Below are 26,613 nucleotides of genomic sequence, written 5' to 3'. Positions count from 1 at the left end.
GACCCGTGGGACGTACCAGCAATGCCAGGGAGAACATCCTCGGGGCCGCGCGCTCGCTGATGGAGCAGCGCGGCTACTCCGCGCTGGGCACCGCCGAGATCTGCAAGGCCGCGGGCGTGCCGAAAGGCAGCTTCTACTACTTCTTCGAGTCGAAGGAGGCGCTCGGCCTGGCCGTGCTCGACGAGCACTGGGCCCTGCAGGGCCGGGAGTGGACCCGCATCCTGCACAGCGACGCCGACCCGCTCCAGCGGCTGCGCCGGCTGTTCGAGGAGACCGAGGCCGAGCAGCGCGCCGGGCAGCAGAGCTGCGGCACCGTCTCGGGGTGCGTGTTCGGGAATCTGACCCTGGAGCTGAGCAACCAGACCGAAGCGGTCCGCGGGCGCCTGCAGCAGATCTTCGACGCCCAGGTCGACCTGCTCGCCGAGGTCATCGCCGAGGCCGGGCAGCGCGGGGAGGTCGCCGTCGCCGACCCCCGGGACGCCGCCCGGGCGGTCGTCGCGCAACTGGAGGGCCAGGTGCTCTTCGCCAAGCTGTACAACGACAGCAGCCAGCTCACGGTGCTGTGGCGGAACTGCCTCGCCATCCTGGGCGCCCGGATTCCGGAAGAGACCCCGGCGGCGCTCTGAGCCATCGGCTCGGCGCCACGACCTGCCGCCTGTCCGCCGGGCGGATCCGCCCGGCGGCGACATAGCATGCGGGCGTGGAGCTGCGCCAACTTCGTTACTTCGTCGCGGTGGCCGAGGAGCTGAACTTCGGCCGGGCCGCGGCACGGCTCCTGATCGCGGGACCGTCGCTGTCCCAGCAGATCAAGGCGCTCGAACGCGACCTGGGGGTCCGGCTGTTCGACCGCGACCGCCGTTCCGTGGCGCTCACCCCGGCCGGTTCCGACCTGCTGTCCCACACCCGCGCCCTGCTGGAGCAGGCCGACGACCTGCGGCGCCGCGCACGTCGCCTCGCGGGCTCCGAGCCGGTCCGGCTCGGCTACGTCAACTGGGTCCCCGCCGACCTCGGCGCGCGGACGTCCGCGGTGGCCGACGTCCACACCGACGCCTGGATCGCCCCTTCGCACGCCCAGGCCGCCCGGGTCGCCGACGGCGGTCTCGACCTGGCGGTCTGCTGGGTGCGGACCGGCGACCTGGAGCGGCTGGGTTTGAGCGCCGGGCTGCTCGGCGCCGACCGGCTGCACGCCGTCGCCACCGGCGCCGACACCGGCGAGGTGGCCGCCCGGGACACCGCGGTGCTGCTGGACGCCGACACCACGTCGTGGTCGTCGTGGAACGCCTACGCGGAAGAGCTGGCCCGCAGCACCGGTGCCCGCGCCGTCCGTATCTCCGACGGCGGCATCACCGGCCCCGCCTTCTTCGACCACGTCCGTCGCAGCGGCCGCCCGGTCATCAACTCGCCCAAGGGGCAGACCGCCCCGCTGCCGCCCGACCTGGTCCGGCGCCCGGTTGTCGCGCCGCGGGTGGTGTGGACCTGGTCCCTGGTCCGCCGTCGCGACGAGCAGCGGGCCGCGGTGCTGGCCGCCGCCGACGCGCTGTGCGACGGCGTCGGTGACCTCGGGATCCACCACCAGGACGTCTGGCTGCCTGCCGCCGACCCGCACCGCTGATGTGACCGGCTGGGAGGTTCTGCCTCCCAGTCGGGAGCCAGCCGGTCCCGGCCCCAGGCCCCTCTCGGCTTGGAATCGCGCCCCGCCGTCTCGCATAATCAAATAGTCGACCGGTCGGCTAGTCACCTCGGACGACACCTCCTCGCCCCTCCCAACGAAGGTCGCCATGAACTCCCAGAACCAGAAGGTCGCAGTCGTCACCGGTGCTTCGCAGGGCCTCGGCGCTGCGATAACCGACGCCTACCGCAAGCTCGGCTACGCCGTCGTCGCCACCTCGCGCACCATCGCCCCCTCCGACGACCCGGACCTGCTCACCGTCCGGGGCGACATCGCCGACCCCGCCACCGCCGAGCGCGTCATCGCCGCCGGCCTGGAGCGCTTCGGCCGCATCGACACCCTGGTCAACAACGCCGGTCTCTTCGTCGCCAAGCCCTACACCGACTACACCCCGGACGACTACGCCGCCGTGATCGGTGTGAACCTCGGCGGCTTCTTCCGCATCACCCAGCTGGCCATCGAGCAGATGCTCACCCAGGGCGCCGGCCACATCGTGAACATCACCACCAGCCTGGTCGACAACGCCGACACCCGGGCCCCCTCCGTGCTGGCCTCGCTGACCAAGGGCGGGATCCAGTCCGCCACCAAGTCCCTGGCCATCGAGTACGCCACCCGCGGCATCCGCAGCAACGCCGTCTCGCCGGGCACCATCAGGACGCCCATGCACCCCGAGGAGACGCATGAACACCTCGCCGCACTCCAGCCGGTCGGCCGGCTCGGGGAGGAGAGCGACGTCGCGGAAGCGGTGATCTACCTGGAGAACGCCCCGTTCGTCACCGGCGCGATCCTGCACGTCGACGGCGGTGTGAGCGCGGGCCACTGACCCCCGCGGGCGACCGGCCCGCGGCCGGCCGGCCGGGTGGCCGGCGTCCCCTGCGGCCACCCGGTACCCGCACCGGGTGGTCCGCCCGTCCGGCTTCCCACCGGACCTACCAGACCCACCGGACCCACCGGACAGGAGAAGTGTGATGAACGGCAGTACCGAGACCGAGGCGATCCTGCGCGGCGTGCTCGACCGATGGAAGGCAGCCGTCGACGCGCACGAGCCGGGACAGGTCGCGTCCCTCTTCACCGAGGACGCGGTCTTCCAGGGACTGCACCCCTTCAGCGTGGGCCGGCGAGGCGTCGCCGACTACTACGAGTCCCAGCCGCGCGGGATGTCCGCCGCGTATCGCGTCCGGGAGACCAGGCGCCTCGCCGACGACATCGTGCTCGGCTATCTGGACGTCGACTTCTCCTTCACCGACCGGGACACGCTGAGCGTCAGCCTCGGCGTGGTGCTGACGCGCTCGAAGGGCGAGTGGTATCTCCGGCACTACCAGGTCTCCCGCCTGCCGTAGCCCGCCGGGCGGCACCGCGGCGCCGGTGGGAGGGTGTCGGGTGGTGCGGCAGCCGGCCGTGCCCCTTCCGCAGAGGAGTGACCCGCTCATGACCGAGGACGTCTTCGCGGACCCCGAGGCACTCAGGCGGCTGACCGCCTACGGCCGGGACGGCAGGCCGATCGGCGCCGTCAGCGACGTCTACGTGGACGACATGGGGCGCCGCCCCGAGTGGGTGACGGTGCGGACCGTCGAGCACGGCGAGGGCAGCGGCGACACGTTCGTCCCGCTGGAGGGCGCCACCCACACCCGGGAGGGCGTACTGGACCTGGCGTGCACGACCGAGGCCGTGCGCACCGCGCCCCGGATGGAGGCGGAACAGCACCTCGACCTCGTCCAGGAGCAGGAGCTGTATCTGCACTACGGGCTCAGCACGCCCGCGCAGGAGGCGTCCGGCGCCCCCGGCGTCGGCGGCCGGCGGCCGAAGACACCGGTCTTCGAGGGGGAGACGGACCTGGAGGAGGTCAAGGAGCTCGCCGACGAGCCCCCGGCGCCGGCTGCCGCCCCGACCCCGCGGCTGCGCAAGTACGAGCCGGGCACGTCCGGGCCGGGTCGGGCGGCGGACACCCCCGCGGCCGGGGGCGCCCACAGAGCATCCGGGGCCGAGGAGGGCGAGGGCCGCGACTGACCGTCAGCGGGGCACGGGACCGTCCGCCGCGGCTTCCGCCCGCCGGTCGCGTCCCTCGCGGCGGTGGGGATGGGCCGGGTAGACCCCCAGCAGCCGCACCTCGGAGGAGAAGAAGTTCAGCTCCTCCAGAGCCAGGGCGACCCGGGGCTCGTCGGGGTGCCCCTCGATCTCCACGTAGAAGCGGCTGGGGTGCAGTCCCGCGCCGATCTGGTAGCTCTCGATCTTGGTGATGTTCACGGCGTTGCTCGCGAAGCCGCCCAGGGCCTTGTAGAGGGCGCTGGGGATGTTGCGCACGCAGAAGAACAGGCTGGACATCGTCGGCGCCCCGGTGTCCTGGGGGAGCACGGCGTCCCGGGACAGGACGACGAAGCGGGTGGTGTTGTCGGGGTCGTCCTCGACGCCGGGCCGCAGCACCCGCAGCCCGTACTCGCGGGCCGCGGCCGGCGGGGCCAGCGCCGCGTGCCGGGGGTCGCCGAGTTCGGCCAACTCGCGTGCGGCGCCCGCCGTGTCCTGCGTGACCAGCGTCCGCCAGCCGCCCTCGCGCAGGACCTTGCGGCACTGGCTCAGGGCGTGCACATGGCTGCGGACGCACTCGATCTGCTCCCACGTCCCGTGCGGGACGGCGACCAGGTCGAAGCGGATCGGCAGGAAGTACTCGGCGATGATCGACAGGGCCGACTCCGGCAGCAGGTGGTGCACGTCGGCGACACGTCCCGCAGCCGAGTTGTCCACCGGGATCACCGCGAGGTCCGCGGTGCCCAGCGTCACCGCCTCCAGTGCCTGCTCGAAGCTGGTGCACGGCAGGCCGGTGCTGCCGGGGTAGAGGTCGGCGGTCGCGGCGGCGGAGTTGGACCCCGGCTCCCCCTGGTAGGCGATCGTGATCACTCGAACCTCAGCTTCCCATCCGTACGGGTGCCCCCTCGGCCGCCCGCCGGGCGGACCTCCGGGATCGGACGGCGGCCGCGTGACACGGCCGCTCGTCGACCGGGCGCCTCGGTTGCGGCGCCTGCCCACCGATAGTCGGATGGGAACGTGACACGTCCTTCACCGTACCGCCTGACGCCCAACCTGTTCAGCATCAGCTTCGGCACCGCCGGGCTGGCGCAGGCCTGGGGTCTCGCGGCCGAAACCGTGCACACCGCGTCCTGGCCCTCCGACGCCCTGTGGATCCTCGCCGCGCTGGTGTGGCTGGTGACCCTGGTCACCTACGCCCGCAACATCGTCGCGCAGGGCCGGCTGTCCACCGAGTTGGGCGACCCGACCCTGGGCCCGTTCACGGCGGTGGCGGTCATCGTCCCCATGCTGCTCGGGGTGGCGCTGGCGCCGCACGCGCGGACCGCCGGCGAGGTCGTCTACTCGATCGGCCTGGTCCTGACCGTGCTGCTGGGCGGCTGGCTGACGGGTCTGTGGATCCGGGCCGACATCCAGCTGCCGCAGTGGCATCCCGGCTACTTCCTGCCGACGGTGGCCGGCGGGCTGATCGCGGCGGGCGGCAGCGCGGCACTCGGATGGGCGACGTTGTCGCGGGTGATGTTCGGCTACGGGCTGATCTGCTGGTTCGTCCTCGGCTCGATCATGCTCGTCCGGCTGTTCACGCAGCCAGCGCTGCCGCCGCCGCTGCTGCCGACCATCGCCATCGAGGTGGCCCCGCCGGTCGTGGCGGGCAACGCCTTCTTCGTCATCAACGGCGGCCGGCTCGACTTCGGCGCGGAACTCCTCGGCGGCTATGCCGCCTTGATGGTCCTGGTCCAGATCTGCATGATCAGCACCTACCGCCGCGCCCCCTTCGGCCCCGGTTACTGGGCCTTCGCCTTCTCCTACGCGGCCGCCGTCACCAACGGCGTCTGGTGGCTTGAGGTCGAGCACGTGCACGGCCAGCAGGGGCTCACCTACCTGCTGCTGAGCCTGGCCACCCTCGCCCTCGCCGCGCTGGCCGCACGTACCGTCCTCGGCCTGGTCCGGCGCACCTTCCTTCCCCGGCTGCCCGCGCCCGCGGCGGCTCCGGCCCCTTGACGCGGGAGGCGCCGGGCCCGGAGGCCACGGTCAACAACCCGCCCTCGCTCCCGCGCCGGCTGCCGCTGGCCCGGGCGGCGGACGAGTTCGCGCTCACCACCGTCGTGCTGTTCGTCGCGGTGTCCGTGGTCCGCTGGCTGCGCGCCACCGACTCGCCGCTCTACATCGCCGACCTGGACGTCGCGCTCGCCGTCATCGGGGTGCTGAGCGGCGCCACCCTCACCGCGCTGATCTTCACCCCGCCCGGCAGGCGCAGCGGCGGCCACATGAATCCCGCCGTGACGGTCTCCCTGTGGCTGATGGACGCCTTCCCCGGCCGCAGCGTCGTGCCCTACGCGATCGCCCAGCTCGCCGGTTCCGCCGCGGGGGTGGGCCTGGCGCGGCTGGTGTGGGGTTCCGTGGTCTCCCGCCCGACGATCGCCCATGGCGCGATCAGGCCGGCGCCGGACTGGGAGCCGTCCGCGGTCTTCCTGGCCGAGGGGGGCGCGATGATGGCCCTGATCCTGGTGGTCGGCTACTTCCTGGCCCATCCCCGCTTCACCTTCCTGCTGCCCTACGTCATCGGGCTGTGCCTCGCGACGGTGATCGCGCTCCTCGGCCCGCTCAGCGGAGGCTCCATCAACCCCGCCCGCCAGTTCGGCCCCGCCGCGATCTCCGGCCAGACCACCGACCTGTGGATCTACCTGGTGGTCCCGGTGTTCGGCGCGGTCGTCGGAGCGGCGATCTTCCACCTCTTCATCTGGCGGTTCAACGCGTGCCGGCCGCTGACGTACAAGCTGACGGGCCACGCCGTCGACAACCCGGGCACCTGACGCGGGGGCACCCGGCGCGGCCGGGCGCTGCGGCAACCGAGCTCCTTCCCGTAATGTCGCTATTGTTCAGATTCGGCGACTCCGGCGGGCCATGCCCGGATTCGCCCGTCCGCGGGATTCCGGACCGAGCAGAGGACTGAACCGATGCACGTCTTCGTTGCGGGTGCCACCGGCGCGGTCGGCCGGCTGGTCGTCCCCCTGCTGCTGGACGGGGGACACCAGGTCACCGGGATCTCCCGGTCGGCCGCGGGGGTGGAGCGCGTACGCCGGCAGGGCGCAGCGGCCGTTCAGGCGGACGCCTTCGACCCCGAGGCGCTGGCCGAGGTCGTGGCGGGCGCCGCGCCGGACGCGGTGATCCAGCAGCTCACCGACCTGGGCGACGCCGACGCCGAGGCGACCGACCGGCTGCGCCGTGAGGGGACGCGGAACCTGGTGGCCGCGGCCAAGGCGGCCGGCGTGCCGCGGATCGTCGTGCAGTCCCTCTGCTGGGCGTACATGCCCGGAGACGATCCGGCCGACGAGACCGTCCCGCTGGACACCGGGGCGGCGCCGCCGCGCGCCGGGCTGGTGGACGGTGTCGAGGCGATGGAGGCGGCGGCGGCCGACCTGGAGACGGGGGTGCTGCTGCGGTACGGCATCCTCTACGGCCCCGGCACCTGGTACGCGCCGGGCGGCCAGGCGGCCGCGGCGCTGGCCGGGGATCCGGGCGCCCGCTTCATCGGGACCGTCCAGGCGGATGAGTCGGTGATCTCGTTCCTCCATGTCGCCGACGCCGCACGGGCGGCCGTGGCCGCCCTCGACTGGCCGTCGGGGCCGGTGAACATCGTGGACGACGAGCCCGCGCGGTCCCGCGAATGGGTTCCGGTCCTCGCCGCCGCCCTCGGCGTGCCCGCCCCGGAACCGACGGCGGGCCGGCAGACCTGGGCCCGCGGCGCCTCCAACGCCCTGGCCCGCTCGCGCGGCTGGCGGCCCGAGTACCCGACCTGGCGCACCGGCTTCGCGGCCCAGGGCGCCTGACGGCGGGCGCGGCACCCGCGCGCTGACGCGGAAGGTCCCGGGGTCCTGACCTGGGCGGGACGGCCGGGCCGCGCGGGTGCGGCCCGGCCGTCCCGGGTGTCCTACCTGGTCAGGATGGTGCCGTTGGCGAAGGTGTCGCCCTCGTCGCTGGAGACGTAGTGCCAGCCGCCCACCGTGAGATGGGCGCCCGAGGAGGCCACCGAGCTGGCGCCCAGGGGGAGCTGCGGGTCGTTCTCCGGCAGGCCGAGGGACTGCCAGCCGGCCGCGGGGGTCCAGCTCAGCCCCACCGCCCCGTCGTCGTTGCCGCCCACGACAGCCAACCCGCCGTGCGGACGCAGAGCCGCGGCCTGCAGCGAGAAGGTCCCCCTGGGCAGCGGCACCTGGGTCCAGGTCGTGCCGTCCCAGTGCAGCGCCAGCCCCGCCGGGCGCTGCTTGTCGGTGTCGCGTGACCAGCCCACCGCCCACACGTCCTGCGGGGTGCGGGCGGCGATGTCGAAGAGGATCGCCGAGTCGGCGAACACCGGGGTCGGGGTCCGCGTCCACCGGTGCCCGTTCCAGTGCACCGCGACGGACTGGCCGGTGCCCTCGTCCACGCCGACCGCCCAGACGTCGTCGGGTGCCAGCTCGGAGACCTGGTTCAGGGTCCAGCCCGCCGATCCCGGGATCTGCACCGAGCGCCACCGCTTCCCGTTCCAGTGCTGCACGACCGGCACCGGGGCGTAGGTGTCCTGGTCGTAGCCCTGGCCCACCGCCCAGGCGTCGCTGCCGGAGGCGGCGCTGACCGACAGCAGGCTCGCCTCGAAGACCCCCGCGGGCAGGCCCTTGTCGGCCGCCAGCTTCCAGGCACCGGAGACGTAGCGCCCGACCAGGATGCCCTGCCCGTCCTGCCCCTCGTCGCCGACGAAGAACGCCGAGCCGTCCGCGGCCGTGGCGATGTCGTTGATCCTGCTGTTCCACTTGTCCGCGCCGCGCAGCGGCAGCTGCCGCCACCCGCCGCTCCCGCCGAGGTCGCGCTCGTAGACCGTGGGCGTGAACCCGGTGGTCCCCTCGTCCGGGTCGGTGTGCACCTCGGCGCCCGCAGCCCAGGTGACCGTGGAGGTCGGCTGGGCCACGGTCATCACCGACACCTGCCCCGTCGACGTCTCCAGCCACGTCCCGCCCCCGCCGGACGCCGCCGCGGCCTGCCCGCTCAGCGCCATCGCGCCGACCCCGACTCCCGCCAGCGTCCCGGCGAGCCCCCGTACTACCGTCATCGTGATCTCCCCCATCTCCGGCAACTCCCTGGCTCGTGCGACGAATCCGGAGAGGCGCAGGCCCGCCCGATCCCGCCCCAGGTACCGGCACGACCGCATCCCCCCGAGGCCCGGTCGGCGTTGGACGCCGCGCCGGGCCCGCACACCAGGGAACACGCGAATCCCTCCAGATGCGGTTCCGCGAAAGTGGACGAAGACTGGGAAGTGGAGCGAGCAGGTGAAATGTCCACGTGGTCCCCGACGCGCGACGCGAGTGTTGCCCGGCCGTGGGGCCAGACGACTGCTGCCCGGCAGAGGTGGCGGTGTCGCGGGCCGCCGCGTCCGACGGCTCCCCACCGGTGCCGTACCTGTTGTGAACACGCGCACTCGACAGTGAGAAGGCGAAGTGTGATGGGCGAACCGAAGAACCTCGGTTTGGCCGCGGCCGTGGCCGGAGGCTACCTGCTCGGCCGCGGGAAGAAGGGCCAGCTGGCTCTCACCGCCGCGGCGGTGCTGGCCGGCCGGGGCCTGCGGCCGGGCTCGATCGTCGCGGGCGGCCTGCGCAAGCTTCCCGGGGTGCCGGCGTCCCTCAGGGGCGGCGGCGACGATGACGAGGACGGGAACGACGGCGCTGACGAGGGCGGCGGCAAGGAGAGCCGCGGCCGTATCGGCCGGGCCGCGTCCTCCGTCACCAACCGCGGCCTGTCGGCACTGGCCGGCGCGCTGCACGAACGCACGCTCGGCCTGAGCGACGGTCCTCCCGAGGACGAGGAGGACGACGACGGCGCCGACGCGGAGGACGAGGATCAGGCGGACGAGGACGAAGACGCCGCCGACGACGCCGCCGACGCCGACGCGGACGACGCCGACGACGCTGACGCCGACGCCGGTGCGGACGAGGACGACGAGCCGCAAGAGCCGGCGCCCGCGCGCAAGCGCGCCGCCGGGAAGGCCGCCGAGCGGAGCGCGCCGCGCAAGAAGGCACCGGTCGGCGACGCGCCCGCGCGGCAGTCGGCCGCCAGGAAGCCCGCAGCGAAGAAGCGGGCGGCGCCCGAGAAGCCGCCGCCGGCCAAGGCACCGTCCGGCCGGTCCTCCGCCAGGACGACGACCGCGAAGAAGAGCCAGCCCACCAAGAAGGCAACTCCGCGTACCCGCCGGGAGAGGTGACCGACATGGCGTCCGACCAGAAGTCCAAGGGAACCGATTCCAGCCCACTGAGCCTGTTGAAGCGGGAGGTCGGCCAGTATCTGAGCGCACGGGCCAAGCAGGCCGCGCGCAAGGCCGGCAGCCGGCTGGCCGACGCGACGGACAAGATGCTGGACGTCGACGAGGACAGCGGCGCCGTCCCGAAGGCCGCCAGCCGGGTCCTGCACGGCGAGTCGCCCGCCAAGGCGATCGCCGCCGAGAAGGGCGAGGAGCTCAAGAGCGGGGTCACCGGGAAGATCAAGGATGCCGTTCCCGGACTCGATTCAGGCGACTCGGACGGCGGCGACGGCGGCGGCGGCTCGGGCGGCGGCGACCTGTCGGGCGACAGCAAAGCCACGAACATCGTCGAGACCATGGACGTCGGGGTCCCGCTGCGTACCGCCTACGACCACTGGACCGAATACGAGAACTTCAGCGGCTTCACCAAGAGCGTGCGGCAAGCGGAGCGCGGCGACGAGGCCACCAGCGAGTGGACGGTCAAGATCGGCCCGTCGACCAGGTCGTGGAAGGCGACCGTCCAGGAGCAACTTCCTGATGACCGCATCGTCTGGACGACCGAAGGCACCGCAGGCACCACGCAGGGTGCCGTCAGCTTCCACGAGATCACTCCGACGCTCACCCGGATCATCCTCGTCCTCGTCTACAAACCGAGCGGGTTCGTGGAGAAGACCGGCAACATCTGGCGCACCCAGGGCCGCCGGGCACGCCTGGACTTCAAGAACTTCCAGCGGTACGTGACCTTCTCCGAGGAGGAGGCCGAGGGCTGGCGCGGCGAGATCCGCGACGGCGAGGTCGTGAAGAGCCACGAGGACGCCATCGAGGAAGAGGAAGCGGAGGAGGACGAAGGGGAGGACGGCGAGGAGGAGGAAGACCTTGACGAGGACGACGAGGCATACGAAGAGGCCGGCTGACCATGGACGGTGACAGGACAGTGGACGAACGGCAGGACGGCGAGCTGGCAGTGCCGTCGGATGCCCGTAAGCCGAGCACCGAACCGGATGTGCTGCTCGACGTCCAGGACCTGCACGTCGACGAGATCGATCTCGACGTCCAGGATCTGCGTGCCCGGGTGGCACTCCACGCCGAAGTGCTCGACCTGCTCAAACTCGACGTCGGGGTGGATGTCGTGCTGGGCCGGGTCCAGCTCGACATCACCGGCGTCCAGGCGCAGGCCCTGCTCAAGGTGCGCCTGGACAACGTCGCCGAGATCGTCGGCACCGTGCTGCGCACGATCGACCACAACCCGCAGATCCTCGAACAGATCACCCGGCCCGTCGGCGAGGCGGTCCAGTCGGTCGGCGAGGGCACGGGGCACGCGGTCGGCGAGATCGGCAGCGGCGCCGGTGAGGCCGTCGAGGACGTCGGCGAGGGCGCCGGCAAGGCGGTGGAGGAGGTCGGTTCCGGCGCCGGGGACGCGGTCCAGGACGTCGGCGAAGGCGCGGGCAAGGCGGTGGAGGAGGTCGGCTCGGGTGCTGGTGAGGCGGCCAAGGACGTCGGCGAAGGCGCGGGCAAGGCGGCGGAAGAGGTCGGCTCGGGTGCTGGTGAGGCGGCCAAGGACGTCGGGTCCGGTGCCGGTGAGGCGGCCAAGGACGTCGGCGATGTCGCCGACAGTGCCGGGTCCGCGGCGGGTGACGCCGTCCAGGGCACCGCGTCCGAGGCCTCCTCCACGGCTGACGGTGCCGTCAAGGACATCAGCGCGACGGCGACCACGACGGCCGACGACGCCGCCGGGACGGCCGAGGACACGGCGGACGACGCCGGGGACAAGGCCGAGGACACCGCGGACGACGCGGCCGGCAAGGCGCAGGACACCGCGGACGACGTCGGAGACAAGGCGCAGGACACCGCCGAGGACAAGGCAGCGGACGCGCCGCCGGCCGAATCCGGGGCGAAGCCGGAGCGCGCGCCCGAGCACACCAGCCCTCCGCGCCGGCGGCCGCGCCGTCCGAGCCCGTCGCCGCACCGCACGGGAGCCTCCCGGCGCCACGCCCGCTGACCCGCCCGTACCCGGGTCGCGGCCGCGCGTGCCGCGACCGGGTACGGATAGCCGCGGGCGGCCCGGGTAGCCGCCGAAGGAGAGCGGGCCACGAGCCGGAGACCGGCGCGAGGAGGTCGCCATGGCCGCCAAGGACACCCTGGCCGACTACCACCGTCGGCGGGACTTCACCAGGACGCACGAACCCGAGGGGCGCGCGGGCGGCGCCGCCGGGGGCGACGGGCAGCCGTCCTTCGTGGTGCAGATCCACGACGCGACGAGCATGCACTTCGACTTCCGGATGGAGGCGGAGGGCGTGCTGAAGTCCTGGGCGGTGCCGAAGGGCCCGTCCGACGACCCGCACGTCAAGCGGCTGGCGATGCCGACCGAGGACCACCCGATGGACTACCGCGACTTCGAGGGCGCGATCGCCGCGGGGGAGTACGGTGCGGGCGCCGTCATCGTCTGGGACGAGGGCAGCTACCTGAATCTCACCACTGACCGCCGCGGCGCCCCGGTGCCCGTCGCGGAGGCGGTGCGCAGGGGCCATGTGTCCTTCCGCCTCCACGGGCACAAGTTGCACGGCGGCTACTCGCTGACCCGTTTCCGCGGCTCCGACGCGCCCGGCGGGGAGGCCTGGCTGCTGGTCAAGCACGCGGACGCGCAGGCCTCGCGGCACCCGACCCCCGACCCGCGGCGGGCCAGGTCCGCGCTCAGCGGCCACACCCTCGGGCAGGTCAGGGCGGCGGCCGAGGCCGGCGAGGCGGACACCTGGTCGGCCTCGGACGACGGGCGCCCGGCATGACGCCCGACGACGTGCTGGCCCGGCTGCCGGAACGCCAGCGCGGCCTGCTGCGGCCCGCGGCGGCCGACCCCGGCGAGCCGATGCTGGCGCAGCTCAGCGACCGCAGGGACTTCGGCGAGGACTGGATCTTCGAGCGGAAGCTGGACGGCGTCCGGCTGCTCGCCTCCCGCGAGAACGGGCAGGTGGAACTGTGGTCCCGCACCGGCGTGCGGCTGAACGCCACCTACCCGGAGGTGGCCGAGGCGCTTGCCGCGCAGCCGAGCGGGGACTTCGTGGTGGACGGCGAGCTGGTGGCGCTGCACCGCGGCCGCACCGACTTCGCCCGCCTCCAGCAGCGCAGCGGCCTGACCGCCCCGGCCGCCGTACGCGCCAGCGGTGTCGTCGTCACCTACTACCTCTTCGACCTGCTGCGGCTCGGCGGCCTTGACACCACCGGGCTGCCGCAGCGGCTGCGCAAGACGCTGCTGCGGGACACCCTGGACTTCCGCGCGCCGCTGCGCTTCACGCCGCACCGCAACCACGGCGGCCAGGAACTCCTCGACCAGGCGTGCGCCTGGGGCTGGGAGGGGCTGATCGCCAAGCGGGCAGGAGCGCCGTACGCGCACCGCCGCTCGCCCAACTGGCTCAAGCTCAAGTGCGCGGCCGGGCAGGAGCTGGTCGTCGGCGGCTTCACCGAGCCCGCGGGCAGCCGTATCGGCTTCGGAGCACTGCTGGTCGGCTACCAGCAGGACGGCGGGCTGCGCTACGCGGGCAAGGTCGGCACCGGCTACGACACCCGGACCCTGCGGGCGCTGCACAGCCGGCTGGAGGCGCTGGAGACGGGCCGCTCACCCTTCAAGGACGCGGTGAGGGAGCGGGGCGCGCACTGGGTGCGGCCCGAACTCGTCGTGCAGGTCGGCTTCACCGAGTGGACCCGGGACGGCCGGCTGCGCCATCCCCGCTATCTCGGCCTGCGCGAGGACAAGTCCGCCGCGGAGGTCACCCGCGAGACGCCGGCCAGGAGGCCCTGACGATGAGCGAGACCCCGTACACCACGATCCGCACCGGCGGCCGCTCGGTGCGGATCAACCGTCCCGGCAAGGTGCTCTTCCCCGACGACGGTCTGACGAAGGCCGACCTGGCCGCGTACTACCGGACCGTCGCCCGCCGGATGCTGCCGCACCTGCGCGCCCGGCCGCTGACGCTGGAGCGCCGGCCGGGCGGGATCGGCGAGCACGGTTTCTACCAGAAGGACACGCCCGCCCACGTGCCGGAATGGGTGCACCGGGTCGAACTCCCCAAGGAGGGCGGCACGGTCACCTACACCGTGTGCGACGACACCCCGACGCTGATGTACCTGGCGGACCAGGCGTGCGTGACGCTGCACCGCTTCCTGTCCCGCGCGGACCACGCCGACCGGCCGGACCGGCTGGTCATCGACCTGGACCCGCCGCACGACGACTTCGCACCGGTCCGCAGCGCCGCGGTGCGGGTGCGCGGCCTGCTCGGTGAGCTGGAGCTGCCGTCCACGGTGATGACGACCGGGTCGAGCGGGGTGCACATCGTGATCCCGCTGGACGCCGCGGCCGGCTTCGACGACGTCCGCGCGTTCGCCCGTGACGCCGCGGAACTGCTGGCCGCCAGGCACCCGGACAGCCTCTCGGCCGAGGCGCGCAAGGACGCCCGCCGCGGCCGGCTGTATCTGGACGTGCAGCGCAACGGGTACGGCCAGACGGCCGTCGCCCCCTACTCCGTCCGCCCGCTGGCCGGCGCGCCCGTCGCGGCGCCGATCGCCTGGGACGACATCGAGGACCCGGAGCTGACCGCCAGGCGCTGGACCGTCGCCACCGTCGAGGACCTGCTGAAGACCGATCCGTGGCGCGGGGCGCCGCGTGGCCGCTCGCTGGGCCCGGCCCGCCGCCGGCTGGCCGCGCTGCGCAAGGAGGCCGGCCTGTCATGACCTGACCGGCGGGCGGGGCGGGTTTCGCCCCGCGATGACCGGTAAGGCGGTCATCATGGTGCAAATCGGATACACGATGATGACCGAGCAGGCCGGCCCGCGCGACCTCGTCGACCACGTCGTCGGCGCCGAGCGGGCGGGCTTCGACTTCTCCGTCACCTCCGACCACTACTTCCCCTGGCTGGACACGCAGGGCCACGCGCCCTACGCCTGGAGCGTGCTCGGCGCCGCGGCGCAGGCCACCGAGCGGATACCGCTGATGACGTACGTGACGTGTCCGACCACCCGTTACCATCCGGTGGTGGTCGCCCAGAAGGCCGCGACGGTGCAGCAGCTCTCCGAGGGCCGCTTCCGGCTGGGCCTGGGTTCGGGGGAGAACCTCAACGAGCACGTGGTGGGCGGCGGCTGGCCGCCGGCGCCGGTCCGGCTGGAGAAGCTGGAGGAGGCGGTGGAGATCATCAGGGACCTGCTGTCAGGAGCCGAGCTCGACCGCCGGGGCCGGTACTTCGAGGCCCGCGGCGCCCGGCTGTGGGACCTGCCCGACGTGCCGCCGCCCATCGGCGTGGCCGTCTCGGGCGAGACCTCCTGCGCGCTGGCCGGGCGGCTCGCGGACCTGGTCATCGCCACCGAGCCCAAGCGCGAGCTGATAGAGGCGTTCGACCGGCACGGCGGGGCGGGCAAGCCCCGCGTCGGCCAGGTGCCGCTCTGCTACGACACCGACCGCGACGCCGCGATCGCCCGCGCCCACGACCAGTTCCGCTGGTTCGGCAGCAGCTGGAAGGTGAACTCAGAGCTCCCCGGGACGGCCGGTTTCGCCGGCGCCACCCAGTTCGTCCGCCCCGAGGACGTCGCGCGGTCGATCCCCTGCGGGGACGACGTCGAGGCGTTCGTGGACGCGGTGCGCCCCTACGTCGACGCCGGTTTCGACGAGGTCGCGCTGATCCAGGTCGGCGGCGACCAGCAGGCGCCGTTCCTCGCCTGGGCGGAGAAGACGCTGCTGCCGGCGCTGCGCGACGCCCTGTGAGCCCTGCTGCCCCGCCGCGGTCCGCCCATCCTTCCCGGTCACGCGGCGGGGCAGCGTTGCCCGCGTTTCCGTGGGTAGTCGACGCTGTGACGTGAGCGAGGGGCCGGCTGAGGGCCCGAGAGGGGTGAGGACAGTGGACTTGTTCGACGACGAGATACCGGACCCGGTGACCCAGGAGCTCCCGATACCCGACTACAACCACCTGCCCCGGCTGGACGTCGAGAGCCGCAGCAGACAGCTGGACGCCGAGGGTCTTGAGCTGGTGCTCCGCTACGAGCGCACGCACCGGGACCGGACGCCGGTCGCCCAGTTCCTCACCGCCCGCCTGCGCCGCCTGCGGGACCAGGGCCGCGAGGACCGGCGCGTCAAGGGCGGCTACGGCCCCGCGCCCCGCTCCTCCCGGCCGCTGTGACCGCACCTCGGCCCGGCTCCGCTGCGTAAGCGACCCACTCCGCAGGTGTGGTCCGCGGCATATGGGTAGCCGTAGGGCTGAGAGGGCGTTTTTGCGGCCTTTGGCCCCGATGTGCGCTCTCCGGCCGCAGCTGCCGCAGCGGCACTCCCGCCCGTCAGGAATCCCGCCCCGGATCAGGAATCCCCCTCGGAGAGGAGCGGCCCCATGAAGGCCCTGGTGTTCGACGGCCCGCCCCCACGGCATCTCGACCGAGCCGGTGCGGCACGCCTGCCGGCAGCCCGGCAGACCCCACGACGGACCTGCACGGCGTGCCGGCCGCTGACCGCGCCCGGTGGCGCCCGATGACCGCCGGCGCAGGGCGCTCCGCCGCGCCGCCCCGACCGGGAGGTACCCCCATGACGACCGTCGCCGAACCGCTGCGCCGCCGATCGAGCAGTCACTGGACGCTGCCGGGTGTCTACGCCCCGCAGGCGGACACGCGGCTGCTCGGCCGGGTGCTGCGGCAGGAGGGCGAGCTGGCCGGGGCCGACGTGCTGGAGATCGGCACGGGCAGCGGGGCGCTCGCGGTACTGGCCGCGCGGATGGGCGCCCGCGTCGCGGCCACCGACATCTCGTGGCGGGCGGTGATGACCGCCCGCCTCAACGCGGCACGGCAGCGCCAGCGCGTCCGGGTCCGCCGGGGCGACCTGGCAGGTCCGGGCAACGGGCGCACCTACGACCTGGTCATCACGAACCCGCCGTACGTACCCGCACCGCAGGCACTGCCCCCGGTCGGCGGCCGGGCGCGGGCGTGGGACGCCGGGCACGACGGGCGGCACGTGGTGGACCGGATCTGCGCGCACACCCCCGCGCTGCTGCGCCCCGCCGGGGTGCTGCTGATGGTGCACTCCGGCCTGTGCGGGGTGGAGACGACCCTGGGCCAGCTGCGGCGCGCCGGGCTGACGGCGGAGGTCGCCGCCCGGGCCCGGGTGCCGTTCGGACCGGTGATGGGCGGCCGGCTGGCCTGGCTGCGCGAGCAGGGCCTGGTCGGCCCGGCCGAGGAGCATGAGGAACTGGTGGTCATCCGTGCCGCACGCACCTGAACCCTACGATCGCGAGCACGCCGCGCCGGCCGGCGGCCCGGCCCCCGGCGAGCCCGGCCGGCAGCCCCGCAGGGTCATCGTCGACCCCGAGGGGCCGACGCTGGTCGAAGGGCCGGTCGAGGTGGTCGGGGAGGACGGCACGGTCGCCTACAGCGACCGGTTCGTGGTCGCGCTGTGCACCTGCCGGCGCACCCGGACCGCGCCCTGGTGCGACACCAGCCACCGGCGCCACCGGCGCCCCCGACGACCCGGAGAGGACGAGTCCCACGGTGACACTCCTGCCTGAGCGCGATCTCGCCGCCCCCGCGGTCCCGCAGCCGCGCGGACCGCTGTCGGCTGCCGTCGTGGCGGCCCTGACGGCGGACCGGCCGCCGGCGCTCGACGACGTACGGCAGGCGGAGGCCACCGACGACCCCTACGGCGACGACCTGCAACTGGCCCTCTACCTGCTCTACGAGCTGCACTACCGCGGCTTCGCCGCAGTACCCGAGGACCTGGAGTGGGCCCCCGCGCTCGCACCCTTGCGCGCCGCGCTTGAGGACCGCTTCCTGCGCGCGCTGCGCGCCGACGTGCCCGGCCGCACTCCCGACGACGCCTTCGGCGACCTGCTGGTGGAGCCCACCGAGCACGAGGGGAGCGTCGCCTACCACCTCGAACACGCCGGTGACCTGCGGCAGATGCGCGAGTACGCCGCCCTGCGGTCGCTGTACCACCTCAAGGAGGCCGACCCGCACGTCTGGGTCGTCCCGCGGCTGCGCGGCCGGGCGAAGGCCGCCATGGTCGCCATCGAGTTCGACGAGTACGGCGGCGGCCGGGCCGAGCGCGTGCACGCCCGGCTCTTCGCCGACCTGATGGCCGACCTCGGTCTCGACACCGCCTACGGCCGCTACGTCGACCTCGCCCCGGCCGAAGCGCTCGCGACGACCAACCTGATGACGCTGTTCGGCCTGCGCCGCACCCTGCGCGGGGCGCTGGTCGGCCACTTCGGATGCGTCGAGGTCACCTCCTCACCCGGTTCGCGGCGGCTCGCCGCGGGCATGCGCCGTCTCGGGGCCGGTCCGGCGGCGGAGGGCTTCTACAGCGAGCACGTGGAGGCCGACGCGGTCCACGAGCAGATGGTCAGGCACGAGGTGGTCGGCGGCCTGCTCGCCGACGAGCCCCACCTGGCCGCGGACATCGCCTTCGGCGTCGACGCCACCGTCTTCCTGGAGGACCGGCTGGCCGCCCATCTGCTGCGCGCCTGGCGCGGGGAAGGATCCGCCCTGGTCCGGCCACTGGGGTGAGAGGGGCCGGGAGGCCGTGTGCTGCGCCTGCAGAAGAATCTTCTGCGGGCTGCATGAGGCTGGGGTCGCGGGGTAGACGTGCCGCACCGGGCCATCTGGCCCCCCGGCCCACAACCTGAGGTGATGACGTGACCGCATCCACGCAGCCCGCAGTATCGTCCGTCGAGCCGGGCTCGACCGCGCTGCTCGCCAGTGCGGCAGGCCGGGTCGGTGAGCTGCCGTGGATCGAGGACGCGGGCAAGGTCACGCCGAAGGACGCCAGGTCGCTCACCAGGATGTTCTTCGACCGGCTGCAGGCACTCGAAGAGGGCACGGCCGAATACTCCTACGCGCGCAACACCCTGATCGAGATGAACATGTCCCTGGTCAGGTTCAGCGCGCGGCGCTTCCGCAGCCGCGGCCCCGAGGAGATGGAGGACATCCTCCAGGTCGGCACCATCGGCCTGATCAAGGCCATCGACCGCTTCGAGCTCAGCCGCGAGGTGGAGTTCACCACCTTCGCCGTGCCGTACATCGTCGGCGAGATGAAGCGCTTCTTCCGCGACACCACCTGGGCCGTCCACGTCCCGCGCCGGCTCCAGGAGCTGCGGGTCGAGCTGGCCAAGGCCCGCGACCACCTCACCGCCGTGCTGGACGCGCCGCCCACCGTCGCCGAGCTGGCCGCCTACCTCGAACTGTCCGAGGAGGACGTCATCGAGGGCCTGGTCGCCTCCAACGGCTACACCGCGGGATCCCTCGACCTCCCCAGCGGCGACGGCGAGGACGCCGGCTCCGACACCGGCCGCTCGTACGCCGAGACGGTCGGCGCCTGGGACCCGGCGATGGAGCTCGTCGAGGACTTCCAGTCGCTGGCGCCGCTGCTCGGCCGCCTCGACGAGCGCGAGCGGACGATCCTCCAGCTGCGCTTCGGCCAGGAGCTGACCCAGGCCGAGATCGGCGAGCAGCTCGGCTACTCCCAGATGCACGTCTCCCGGCTGCTCAGCCGGATCCTGAAGAAGCTCCGCACCGGGCTGCTCACCGAGCACTGACCCCCCTCGGCTGTTCGCCGCCGCCGGCCCCGGCCGGCGGCGGCCATCCGTGTGCTGCTGACGTGCGCGGACGGCCGCCGACGTGCTTGCGCCCGCCGTGGCAGCGCAGGGCTGGACGGCGGGCGCGGGTGCGGTCACACCTCGGGGGTCACACCCGGCGGTGGCGCCCGTAGTAGTGCTCGGTCTGCGCGCGGTGCTCCGGATCGGTCAGGTGCTTGTCCTTGTCGAACTCCGGTGCGTCCTTGATCTCGTCCTTGGTCAGGGCGATGAAGACCGTCTGCCGGTCGAGGTCGATGGAGCTGATGGTGGCCGCGGGAAGCAGCACGTGCTTGCCGAAGATCCACACGCCGACGTCGACCACGAGATAGGACGAGTCGACCTCGACCGAGTGCTTGTCGACCTTCCCGATGCTTCCGTCGGTCGCCTCGACCCGGAACCCGGCCAGGTCGGTACCCGGGTTGTATCCGGCGGCCGGCTGGTGCGCCCACATGGAGTCAGTCACTGCGTCAACTTTCCGTCGCGCGCACCCCTTGCCCTCCGGACGAGCCCGGGGGTTCGGTGCGCGAATCCAGGTGATTCCCTTTGCCCAGGTCGGCTGCCCTGCGGACACGGTGCCAAACGGGCGGGCTCCTCACCTGGCGGGCTCCCTGCCGGGCCGGCACCGCCTGGCGGGACGCTGCTACTGGGCCGGGATCCGCCCGCAGAGCAGGTTGCCCGGCTCCGCCGGATTGTCGCTGATCCAGAACTGGCGCCACAGCAGCGCGAACTCCTCGCGGCTGAGGTGGCCGTCGCCGTTCAGGTCGAGCAGCTCGAAGACCCCGGCCACGTCCACCGGCCGGCCGTTCCAGGTCTCGACGAGCCTGAGGTGCTCCTCCGGGGAGATCACGCCGTCGCCGTTGGCGTCCACCGCGTCGAAGACGGTGTCGGCGGTCGCGGTGACGTCGGCGACCATCGTGGGCAGCCGGTCGACGAGGGCGAGCACCTCGCCGAGGTCCACCGCGCCGTTCCCGTTGGTGTCGCCGGCTTCCCGCAGCGCCGCCCACCAGCCCATCAGCAGCGTCTCGACCCGGGTGCGCAGCTCCGTTCCCGGGCCCACCCCCGGCAGCCGGCTCCAGCGGGCGACCAGCGCCCGGAAGTCCTCCTCGCGCAGATAGCCGTCGCTGTCCGTGTCGAACGCCGCGAACATCCCCTTGAGCTTGCGCTCCTGAAACACGCTGGCCATGAGCGGCCTCCTCGTCGCAGAACCGGGCAGTGAACCCGTCTGAACCGGGCTGAAGCGGGTGGTGCACCGCCGGGGCAGGCGCCCGGACAGGCGCGGACAGCGGGTAACTATAGGCTTGGATGCCCGGTCGGCCCCACGGGCACATGTGTACGGAGGGTCACCCTCGGGGTGCGGGCGGCCCCAGTGAGAACGCAGAGAGGGGCCCCGGACCGAAGTCCGGAGCCCCGTGCGGCAGTCGGGCGGCCGGCTCAGGGCCGGCCCGCAGGCGTCAGGAGCCGGCGCCTCCGGTGATCGTGAACTGCGAACCCGGTTCGACCAGGATGTTGCCGTCGGCCGAGTCGGTGATGGTCACGTTCGTCAGCGTCGCGCTGCCGCGGGCGCCGCTCTGGGCGCGGATGCCCGCGCCGTTGTCGGACTTGTCGATCTTCACGTTGCTGATCACGACGCCCGGCATGTTGCCGCCGCCGGTCTTGAACTGGATGCCGTCGTAGGTCGAGTCGTAGATGTCGGTGTCCCGGATGGTGACCCCGGTGATGTCGCGACTGGACGGGAAGAGCGTGATGGCGCCGAACTCCTGCGCCTCGCCCCAGAAGGCACCGCCCGTGCGGTAGAGGGCGTTGTTGGCGACCAGTGTCTGCCCGGAGAAGGGCAGCGGGTCGTGGTCGGTCGCCAGCATGATGCCCGGGTAGTTCATGGTGTCGTAGATCAGGTTGTTCTCCACGGTGTTGCCGTAACCGCCGTAGATCGCGACACCGTTGGCCCGCCAGGGCAGCTGGATGGTGTTGTTGACGAAGTGGTTGTCATGGCCGATGTCGACCGAGGTGTCCTTCACGTAGCGGCTGGCCCAGACCGCCAGTGAGTCGTCGCCGGTGGTGCGGAAGGAGGAGTTGAACACCTTCGAGTTCCGGGTGCCGTTGGTGAAGTTGATGCCGTCGGCGTAGGTGTCGCGGATCCGCATCCCGCTGAACTGCAGCCCGTCCGCCGGGCCCCACAGGGCGGGGATGTTGTCGTAGTCGCGGCCGACCCACACGCCCACGTTGGAGTGCTCGATCCACACGTTGCTGATCCGGGTGTTCTGGCCGAAGCGGCCGTTGAGGCCGACGCCGCCCTCGTCGTTGCCGTCACCGCCGCGGATGCGGCCGGAGCCGAAGATGGCGATGTCGGAGATCTGGGTGTTGTCGTCGATGTCGAAGCCGAAGTTGCCCTCGTGCGGGTGGTTGATGCCGCCGGCGTCCTGCGGCTCGGTCAGGGTGTAGAGCTGGGAGTACCACATGCCCGCGCCGCGGATCGTGACGTTGCTGATGCCCACCTGGTTGTACTGCCCGCGGTTCAGCGGGTCGTCGGTGAGGATCTTCTGCTCCTGCCGCCACTGGCCCGCCGGGATCCACACGCAGTTGATCGTGCCCGTCTGGTCGGCGGTGACCGCTCGCTGGATGGCGGCCGTGTCGTCGATACCGTCGTCCGGCACCGCCCCGTAGTCGGTGATCGAGGTGCACTCGGCGGGCTTGGCGGTCGGCGGGGCCACCTGCTCCAGGTCGACCATGTCGATGATGTAGAACGACGCGGTGTCGGTGGCGTCGCGCTGCAGCCGGAAGGTGGTGCCGGCCGGATAGGTGGTGTTCAGCAACGCGTTGGACTCGTCGAACAGCCGCCGGGCGTCGCCCCCTGGCCGGTTCGTCAGCCCCTCGGGGTCGTCGGTGCTGCCGTACAGCCAGCTGTGCGTCGAGGACAGCGTGAGCTTGCGGACGAAGGTGTGGTTGACGTAGAGGCTGATGGTCGCGTCGATGCCGCCGCCGGCCGCCGCGTCCGGGATGGAGTTGCGCACCACGATGGAGTTCGTCGGCACGGTCGAGGTGAACTGCACGTACTGGCCGGTGGAGTTGAGCCGTACGGACTTGCGGCCGGAGGACTCGGTGGCGAAGTCGGTGTGCCCGAAGGTGCGTTCCCGGTCGGTGGTCAGCAACGTGCCCTGGTAGGTGCCGTTCTCGGCCTCGTACTCGGTGAACGGCACGGCTGCTCCGCGGCCGACGACGATGGGCTGGGAGAAGATGTTGTTGCTTTCGTTGGTCTCGGTGACGACACCGGTCGCGTCGGCGGTGGCCACGATGGTGGCGCCGCCGCTGGTGGCGGTCCAGGTGCCGCTGACGTTCACGGTCGTGGTCGAACCGGCGGCGACCGAGGGGGTGTTGGTGTTGAGCGTGGTCCCGCCCACCGTCAGCCGGGTCACCGTGGTGGCGCCGGAGGCGGTGGTGCCGCGGTTGTGCACGGCGACGGTGAAGGAGACAGAGGCGCCGACCGCCGGATTGGACGGGCTCGACGTGACGCCGAGCACCTGGAGGTCGGGTCCGGGGCTCTGGGCGACCACCAGCGGGGAGGACGCCGTCAGGCTGTTGTTGGCGTTGTTCTGCTCGATCACCGTGTCCGACGGGTCCACCGCCGCGGTGACGGGGTAACTGCCCGTCGGCCGCTTCCCCGCGTTCACCGACACGGTGGCGGAGGCCCCGGCCGCCAGGGCGCCGACCGGGGCGGTGCCCGCGACCACGCCGCCCACGCTGACGTTCACCGTGGTGGCGGGGGAGGCCGCCGAGCCGGCGTTCCTTACGGTCGCGCTGACCGTGACGCTGTCGGTCTCCACCGGCGCCGCGGGCGACCAGGACAGGGCGGTGACCGTCAGGTCGGGGTTGGGCGCCGGGACTCCGATGACCTGGAACTCGGCGACCTGGGCCCCGGGCGCACCGGAGTTGCCGGTGATGGCGAGTTGCACGTCGGCGGCCCGGCCGCTCACCGGAATCCGCACCGAGTTCTGGTTGGTGGCCGGATTGAAGGTGTAGGCGGCCGCGGCCGCCAGTGAGGTGAAGCCGCCGCCGGCCTGCCCGCGGCCGAGGACCTGGATGTTCTGCGTCCTGGTGCCCCAGACGCCGTCGGGGTTGAGCTTGACCACGACCGAGGTCAGGTCGGCGTCCGCGCCGAGCTTCGCGGTCAGGGTCGCGGGGAAGCCGTTGGACTCCCAGTAGGTGCCCAGCTGGCCGTCGTCGGCGTTGGCCGCGACGAAGGACTGGGTCGTGGAGGAGGCCTCGATCGGCTTGCCGTGGGCGAGGTCGGTGCCGTTGCCGTCACCGGGGTCACCGGGGTCACCGCCGGGATCGGTCGCCTCGGTGCCGTAGATCTCGAACTCGGAGACCTGCGCGGCGGGCCAGCCGGTGTTGCCGGTGATGTTCAGCCGTACGTACCGCGCGTCGGCGGCGCTGAAGCTGATGGTCACGGTGTTGGCCGTGCCCGGCGCGAACGCCCGTCCCTGCGCGGCGGCCAGCGTGCTGAACGCGGTCCCGTCGGTGCTGCCCTGCACGCTGAGCGTCTCGGTGCGCGCCTCCCACGAGGCCGGCAGCTTGAGCACCACCTGGTCGACGGCGGCGATGTGCCCGAGGTCGACCTGAAGCCCCTGCGGGAACGCGTTCGTCGGACCCTCCCAGTACGAACCCTGGTTCCCGTCGGTGACATTGGCCGCGGGATAGCCGCCGGTCGACCCGCCCGCGGAAGCGGGTTTGCCGAGCGCCAGGTCGGGGCGGTCGGCAGCGCCGGCCGAGGTGGCGAGGGGGGAGAGGCCGAGGGCGATCAGGCCGGCCGCGAGCACGCCCGTGATCAGGCGTCTGAGCTGTTTGCGTTTCATGGTCTCCTCTGTTCTGTCCGGAACGAGAGAGCGGGTGGGGGGAGGCCTCCTGGCCGCTTCGGCGACGGCTCGCGCGGCGCGGGGGCATGCTGGGGCAGCGGCCGGTGCCATGAAGTTGCAAACAACAGCCAGTAAAAGTGGGGACCTTGGCCAGCTTTTTGCGAGTCAAAGGCTGCAATCATGTCTCTGCTTTGTCAACGGTTTGCACATGGCTGGCGAGTTGTTGACGTGCCGGGTGGCGGAACCGCCGTGCCGGGTGCTGGCGTCACCTCCAGCGGGGGTGGTGGCATGAGCCAGCCATGGGGGATGAGCGGGCCGGAGTTCCTGGCGGTGTACGCGGCGGCCTTCGCCGGCGCCGGGATGGTGACGGGCCTGCTGAGAGCGGGACTTCGCAAGCGGTACGACACGGATCCGGCGGCCGGCACCGGGCCCGCTGACGTCTACACGCTGGCCGTGGTCGGCGGCGGCAGGGCGCGGGTGGTGGACACCGCGGTGCAGGCGCTCATCGAGGACGGCCGGCTGCGGGCCGGCCGGAACCACCGGATCACCGTCTGCGGGACGCCCGCGGCGGCCGAGCCGGTGCAGCAGGCGGTGCTGACCTGCTTCGGCGGCACCGGGGGCATCGACCTCTCGGTCGTGCGGGCCCGCGCCGCCGCGCGCGAGCCGGTGTCGCGGATCGCCGGGGACGCCGTCGCCCGCGGCCTGCTGCTCCCGCCAGGCAGGCGGGCCGGGTCGCTGGCCGCGGCGCTGCCGATGCTCGCGGTGTTCTGCGCCGGTGTGGCCAGACTCGTCAACGGGATCCACCTGGGCCGCCCGGTCGGCCTGCTGGTCCTCGCCCTGGTGGTCAGCGGTGTCGTCCTGGGCGTCACGGCGGCGGCCGTCCCGCGGCGCACCCTGGCGGGGGACCGGCTGCTGGAGCGGGCGCGGCAGGGCGGTGCGCCCGACCCGGGGCTGTTCGGCCGCTACGACGCTGCCTACGCACCGGCCGGCGGCGGCGACTCCCTCGTCCCCGCGGCGGTCCTCGGCGTCGCGGTGCTGGGCGCCGCGGGCGTGGCGGACCCCGACCTGCGCAACGCCCTCTACGGGGGGCTGTCAGGGTCCTCGGGCGGCGACTCCGGCGGCGGAAGCGGGGGCGGCTGTGGCGGCGGCGGATGCGGTGGCGGGGGGTGCGGCGGGTGACCGCCGCCGCGCCCGCGCTGGGGTACGGCATCGGCTGGCGGCCGCAGATCGACCTCACCGTCGAGCGGCTGCCCGGCGTCGACTTCGTGGAGGCCGTCGCGGAAGGGATCGTCCCGAGGCGGCTGTTCACCTCGCTGCGCGTGCTGCGCGACCGCGGCACCACGGTGATCCCGCACGGCGTCTCGCTGTCGCTCGGCGGCGCGGAACGCCCGGACCCCCGGCGGCTGGCGCATCTCGCCGCGTGCGCGACCGCACTGGGCGCACCGCTGGTCAGCGAGCACATCGCCTTCACCCGGGCCGGCGCCTGGAACGCCGGGCACCTGATCCCGGTGCCCAGGACCAGGGCCGCGCTCGGCGTCCTCACCGAGAACATCAGGATCGCCCAGGACCAGCTGCCGGTCCCGCTGGCGCTGGAGAACATCGCGCCGCTGCTCGCCTGGCCGGACGAGGAACTGACCGAGGGCCAGTTCATCGCCGAACTCGCCGAACGCACCGGCGTGCTGCTGCTGGTCGACGTCGCCAACCTGCACACCGCGCACGTCAACCTCGGCATCGACCCGCACCGGGTGCTCGACGACCTCCCGCTGGAGCGGCTCGGCTACGTCCACGTGGCCGGCGGGGCCGAGCGGGACGGCGTCTGGCACGACACCCACACCCACCCGGTGGGCCGGGCGGTGATCGACCTGCTCGCCGACCTCGCGGCCAGGACCCGGCTGCCGGGCGTGCTGCTCGAACGGGACGGCGACTACCCGGCCGACGCCGAACTCGCCGCCGAACTCGCCGCCATCCGCGGCGCCGTGGCCAGGGGCGCCGGTGTCCGAGGATGAGCGGGCCGCGCTCGGCGCGGCGCAGCAGCGGCTGCTGGCCGCACTCGTCGGCGGCGCCGAGCCGCCGCCCGGCTTCGACCCGGAACGCGTCCGGGTCCAGGCGCAGGCGCTCCGCGCCAAGCACGCGCACGCCGCTTCGGCGCCCCGCGGCCGGCGCCGCTTCCTCCCGCGATGGCGCCCGGCCGGCGCGTGGGCGTCCCATGGCGGCCGCTGA

General features: G+C 73.1%; 26 protein-coding genes and 1 pseudogene. 22 read left to right on the top strand and 5 right to left on the bottom strand.

The features are described from left to right. Positions 1-5 precede the first annotated feature (5 nt). The 5 genes from OG702_RS02575 to OG702_RS02555 all read left to right on the top strand — a co-directional run bounded on the left by OG702_RS02575 (position 6) and on the right by OG702_RS02555 (position 3,676). On the top strand, positions 6-626 hold the full coding sequence (locus OG702_RS02575) for a TetR/AcrR family transcriptional regulator (protein WP_327287221.1): 621 nt from the start codon (positions 6-8) through the stop codon (positions 624-626). Between the two features lie 74 nt (positions 627-700). Next, complete coding sequence (locus tag OG702_RS02570) at positions 701-1,612, top strand: LysR family transcriptional regulator (protein WP_327287220.1); 912 nt, start codon at positions 701-703, stop codon at positions 1,610-1,612. Between the two features lie 166 nt (positions 1,613-1,778). Next, positions 1,779-2,492: an SDR family NAD(P)-dependent oxidoreductase gene (locus OG702_RS02565; protein WP_327287219.1), complete on the top strand. Its 714-nt coding sequence runs from the start codon at positions 1,779-1,781 to the stop codon at positions 2,490-2,492. 145 nt (positions 2,493-2,637) lie between these two features. After that, a complete protein-coding gene (locus tag OG702_RS02560) occupies positions 2,638-3,009 on the top strand; it encodes an SgcJ/EcaC family oxidoreductase (RefSeq protein ID WP_327287218.1) in 372 nt (123 codons plus the stop codon). A gap of 88 nt (positions 3,010-3,097) precedes the next feature. Further along, on the top strand, positions 3,098-3,676 hold the full coding sequence (locus OG702_RS02555) for a PRC-barrel domain-containing protein (protein ID WP_327287217.1): 579 nt from the start codon (positions 3,098-3,100) through the stop codon (positions 3,674-3,676). A gap of 3 nt (positions 3,677-3,679) precedes the next feature. Here the strand turns inward: OG702_RS02555 and OG702_RS02550 are convergent, their stop codons facing one another. After that, positions 3,680-4,561, bottom strand: coding sequence for a prephenate dehydratase (locus OG702_RS02550; RefSeq protein ID WP_327287216.1), 882 nt, complete (start codon positions 4,559-4,561; stop codon positions 3,680-3,682). Between the two features lie 147 nt (positions 4,562-4,708). Here OG702_RS02550 and OG702_RS02545 point away from each other — a divergent pair, with 147 nt between their 5' ends. From OG702_RS02545 to OG702_RS02535, 3 genes are all read left to right on the top strand, one after another. Then, the gene (locus OG702_RS02545) at positions 4,709-5,689 is read left to right on the top strand and encodes a TDT family transporter (RefSeq protein ID WP_327287215.1); all 981 of its coding nucleotides are present in this window, start codon (positions 4,709-4,711) and stop codon (positions 5,687-5,689) included. After that, positions 5,686-6,501 carry an MIP/aquaporin family protein gene (locus OG702_RS02540; RefSeq protein WP_327287214.1) on the top strand — a complete coding sequence of 272 codons (816 nt, stop codon included), beginning with the start codon at positions 5,686-5,688 and terminating at the stop codon, positions 6,499-6,501. Before OG702_RS02545 ends, OG702_RS02540 begins: the two co-directional genes overlap by 4 nt. 144 nt (positions 6,502-6,645) lie before the next feature. Then, positions 6,646-7,518, top strand: a complete 873-nt coding sequence (locus OG702_RS02535; protein WP_327287213.1) for an NAD-dependent epimerase/dehydratase family protein — start codon at positions 6,646-6,648, stop codon at positions 7,516-7,518. A gap of 101 nt (positions 7,519-7,619) precedes the next feature. Here OG702_RS02535 and OG702_RS02530 read toward each other — a convergent pair whose 3' ends face one another. After that, on the bottom strand, positions 7,620-8,771 hold the full coding sequence (locus OG702_RS02530) for a hypothetical protein (RefSeq protein ID WP_327287212.1): 1,152 nt from the start codon (positions 8,769-8,771) through the stop codon (positions 7,620-7,622). A gap of 390 nt (positions 8,772-9,161) precedes the next feature. Between OG702_RS02530 and OG702_RS02525 the strand changes: the two genes are divergently transcribed. The 12 genes from OG702_RS02525 (at position 9,162) to OG702_RS02470 (ending at position 19,504) form a co-directional block, all read left to right on the top strand. Next, positions 9,162-9,917, top strand: a complete 756-nt coding sequence (locus OG702_RS02525) for a hypothetical protein (protein WP_327287211.1) — start codon at positions 9,162-9,164, stop codon at positions 9,915-9,917. 5 nt (positions 9,918-9,922) lie between these two features. Next, complete coding sequence (locus tag OG702_RS02520; protein WP_327287210.1) at positions 9,923-10,867, top strand: SRPBCC family protein; 945 nt, start codon at positions 9,923-9,925, stop codon at positions 10,865-10,867. 2 nt (positions 10,868-10,869) lie between these two features. Next, positions 10,870-11,952 carry a hypothetical protein gene (locus OG702_RS02515; RefSeq protein WP_327287209.1) on the top strand — a complete coding sequence of 361 codons (1,083 nt, stop codon included), beginning with the start codon at positions 10,870-10,872 and terminating at the stop codon, positions 11,950-11,952. 121 nt (positions 11,953-12,073) lie between these two features. Beyond that, complete coding sequence (locus OG702_RS02510; protein WP_327287208.1) at positions 12,074-12,736, top strand: DNA polymerase ligase N-terminal domain-containing protein; 663 nt, start codon at positions 12,074-12,076, stop codon at positions 12,734-12,736. Continuing rightward, positions 12,733-13,746, top strand: a complete 1,014-nt coding sequence (ligD, locus tag OG702_RS02505) for a non-homologous end-joining DNA ligase (RefSeq protein ID WP_327287207.1) — start codon at positions 12,733-12,735, stop codon at positions 13,744-13,746. The genes OG702_RS02510 and ligD (OG702_RS02505) overlap by 4 nt, the downstream gene beginning before the upstream one ends. Before the next feature lie 2 nt (positions 13,747-13,748). Further along, positions 13,749-14,675 (top strand): non-homologous end-joining DNA ligase, encoded by a 927-nt coding sequence (gene ligD, locus OG702_RS02500; protein ID WP_327287206.1) that lies wholly within the window; start codon positions 13,749-13,751, stop codon positions 14,673-14,675. 55 nt (positions 14,676-14,730) lie between these two features. Beyond that, positions 14,731-15,699, top strand: a complete 969-nt coding sequence (locus tag OG702_RS02495; RefSeq protein ID WP_327287205.1) for an LLM class F420-dependent oxidoreductase — start codon at positions 14,731-14,733, stop codon at positions 15,697-15,699. A 133-nt stretch (positions 15,700-15,832) separates the two neighbouring features. Next, positions 15,833-16,111 carry a hypothetical protein gene (locus tag OG702_RS02490; protein ID WP_327287204.1) on the top strand — a complete coding sequence of 93 codons (279 nt, stop codon included), beginning with the start codon at positions 15,833-15,835 and terminating at the stop codon, positions 16,109-16,111. Positions 16,112-16,506: 395 nt separating this feature from the next. Further along, positions 16,507-17,193, top strand: coding sequence for a HemK2/MTQ2 family protein methyltransferase (locus OG702_RS02485; protein WP_327287203.1), 687 nt, complete (start codon positions 16,507-16,509; stop codon positions 17,191-17,193). Beyond that, entirely contained in the window at positions 17,177-17,479 is a 303-nt protein-coding gene (locus OG702_RS02480) for a CDGSH iron-sulfur domain-containing protein (RefSeq protein WP_442814280.1), read from the top strand. Before OG702_RS02485 ends, OG702_RS02480 begins: the two co-directional genes overlap by 17 nt. Beyond that, the gene (locus OG702_RS02475) at positions 17,463-18,476 is read left to right on the top strand and encodes an iron-containing redox enzyme family protein (protein ID WP_327287202.1); all 1,014 of its coding nucleotides are present in this window, start codon (positions 17,463-17,465) and stop codon (positions 18,474-18,476) included. Before OG702_RS02480 ends, OG702_RS02475 begins: the two co-directional genes overlap by 17 nt. A 128-nt stretch (positions 18,477-18,604) precedes the next feature. Next, a complete protein-coding gene (locus tag OG702_RS02470) occupies positions 18,605-19,504 on the top strand; it encodes a SigB/SigF/SigG family RNA polymerase sigma factor (protein WP_442814279.1) in 900 nt (299 codons plus the stop codon). Positions 19,505-19,652: 148 nt separating this feature from the next. On the opposite strand, the gene OG702_RS02465 is transcribed toward OG702_RS02470, so the two are convergent. The 3 genes from OG702_RS02465 to OG702_RS02455 all read right to left on the bottom strand — a co-directional run bounded on the left by OG702_RS02465 (position 19,653) and on the right by OG702_RS02455 (position 24,393). Beyond that, positions 19,653-20,006 carry a PRC-barrel domain-containing protein gene (locus OG702_RS02465; protein WP_327287201.1) on the bottom strand — a complete coding sequence of 118 codons (354 nt, stop codon included), beginning with the start codon at positions 20,004-20,006 and terminating at the stop codon, positions 19,653-19,655. A 177-nt stretch (positions 20,007-20,183) separates the two neighbouring features. Next, on the bottom strand, positions 20,184-20,726 hold the full coding sequence (locus OG702_RS02460) for an EF-hand domain-containing protein (protein WP_327287200.1): 543 nt from the start codon (positions 20,724-20,726) through the stop codon (positions 20,184-20,186). A gap of 268 nt (positions 20,727-20,994) precedes the next feature. Then, positions 20,995-24,393: a CARDB domain-containing protein gene (locus OG702_RS02455; RefSeq protein WP_327287199.1), complete on the bottom strand. Its 3,399-nt coding sequence runs from the start codon at positions 24,391-24,393 to the stop codon at positions 20,995-20,997. A gap of 288 nt (positions 24,394-24,681) precedes the next feature. On the opposite strand from OG702_RS02455, the gene OG702_RS02450 reads away from it, so the two are divergent. Both OG702_RS02450 and OG702_RS02445 read left to right on the top strand, forming a co-directional pair. Continuing rightward, complete coding sequence (locus OG702_RS02450) at positions 24,682-25,572, top strand: TIGR04222 domain-containing membrane protein (protein WP_327287198.1); 891 nt, start codon at positions 24,682-24,684, stop codon at positions 25,570-25,572. Next, a pseudogene (locus tag OG702_RS02445) lies at positions 25,545-26,526 on the top strand (DUF692 domain-containing protein); the annotation flags it as partial. The gene OG702_RS02450 and the pseudogene OG702_RS02445, both read left to right, overlap by 28 nt. Between the last annotated feature and the right edge of the window lie 87 nt (positions 26,527-26,613).

Source organism: Streptomyces sp. NBC_01198 (genome assembly GCF_036010485.1).
In the GTDB taxonomy this organism is placed as follows: domain Bacteria; phylum Actinomycetota; class Actinomycetes; order Streptomycetales; family Streptomycetaceae; genus Actinacidiphila.
This window is presented reverse-complemented; position numbering and strand designations above follow the sequence as displayed.

What these genes read in the sequence shown, in the direction of transcription:
- OG702_RS02555 (WP_327287217.1), top strand. Translation starts at nt 3,098, where the DNA reads ATGACCGAGGACGTCTTCGCGGACCCCGAGGCACTCAGGCGGCTGACC.
- OG702_RS02485 (WP_327287203.1), top strand. Translation starts at nt 16,507, where the DNA reads ATGACGACCGTCGCCGAACCGCTGCGCCGCCGATCGAGCAGTCACTGG.
- OG702_RS02535 (WP_327287213.1), top strand. Translation starts at nt 6,646, where the DNA reads ATGCACGTCTTCGTTGCGGGTGCCACCGGCGCGGTCGGCCGGCTGGTC.
- OG702_RS02530 (WP_327287212.1), bottom strand. Translation starts at nt 8,771, where the DNA reads ATGACGGTAGTACGGGGGCTCGCCGGGACGCTGGCGGGAGTCGGGGTC.
- OG702_RS02560 (WP_327287218.1), top strand. Translation starts at nt 2,638, where the DNA reads ATGAACGGCAGTACCGAGACCGAGGCGATCCTGCGCGGCGTGCTCGAC.
- OG702_RS02520 (WP_327287210.1), top strand. Translation starts at nt 9,923, where the DNA reads ATGGCGTCCGACCAGAAGTCCAAGGGAACCGATTCCAGCCCACTGAGC.
- OG702_RS02525 (WP_327287211.1), top strand. Translation starts at nt 9,162, where the DNA reads ATGGGCGAACCGAAGAACCTCGGTTTGGCCGCGGCCGTGGCCGGAGGC.
- OG702_RS02515 (WP_327287209.1), top strand. Translation starts at nt 10,870, where the DNA reads ATGGACGGTGACAGGACAGTGGACGAACGGCAGGACGGCGAGCTGGCA.
- OG702_RS02495 (WP_327287205.1), top strand. Translation starts at nt 14,731, where the DNA reads ATGGTGCAAATCGGATACACGATGATGACCGAGCAGGCCGGCCCGCGC.
- OG702_RS02565 (WP_327287219.1), top strand. Translation starts at nt 1,779, where the DNA reads ATGAACTCCCAGAACCAGAAGGTCGCAGTCGTCACCGGTGCTTCGCAG.
- OG702_RS02460 (WP_327287200.1), bottom strand. Translation starts at nt 20,726, where the DNA reads ATGGCCAGCGTGTTTCAGGAGCGCAAGCTCAAGGGGATGTTCGCGGCG.
- OG702_RS02510 (WP_327287208.1), top strand. Translation starts at nt 12,074, where the DNA reads ATGGCCGCCAAGGACACCCTGGCCGACTACCACCGTCGGCGGGACTTC.
- OG702_RS02455 (WP_327287199.1), bottom strand. Translation starts at nt 24,393, where the DNA reads ATGAAACGCAAACAGCTCAGACGCCTGATCACGGGCGTGCTCGCGGCC.
- ligD (WP_327287207.1), top strand. Translation starts at nt 12,733, where the DNA reads ATGACGCCCGACGACGTGCTGGCCCGGCTGCCGGAACGCCAGCGCGGC.
- OG702_RS02450 (WP_327287198.1), top strand. Translation starts at nt 24,682, where the DNA reads ATGAGCCAGCCATGGGGGATGAGCGGGCCGGAGTTCCTGGCGGTGTAC.
- ligD (WP_327287206.1), top strand. Translation starts at nt 13,749, where the DNA reads ATGAGCGAGACCCCGTACACCACGATCCGCACCGGCGGCCGCTCGGTG.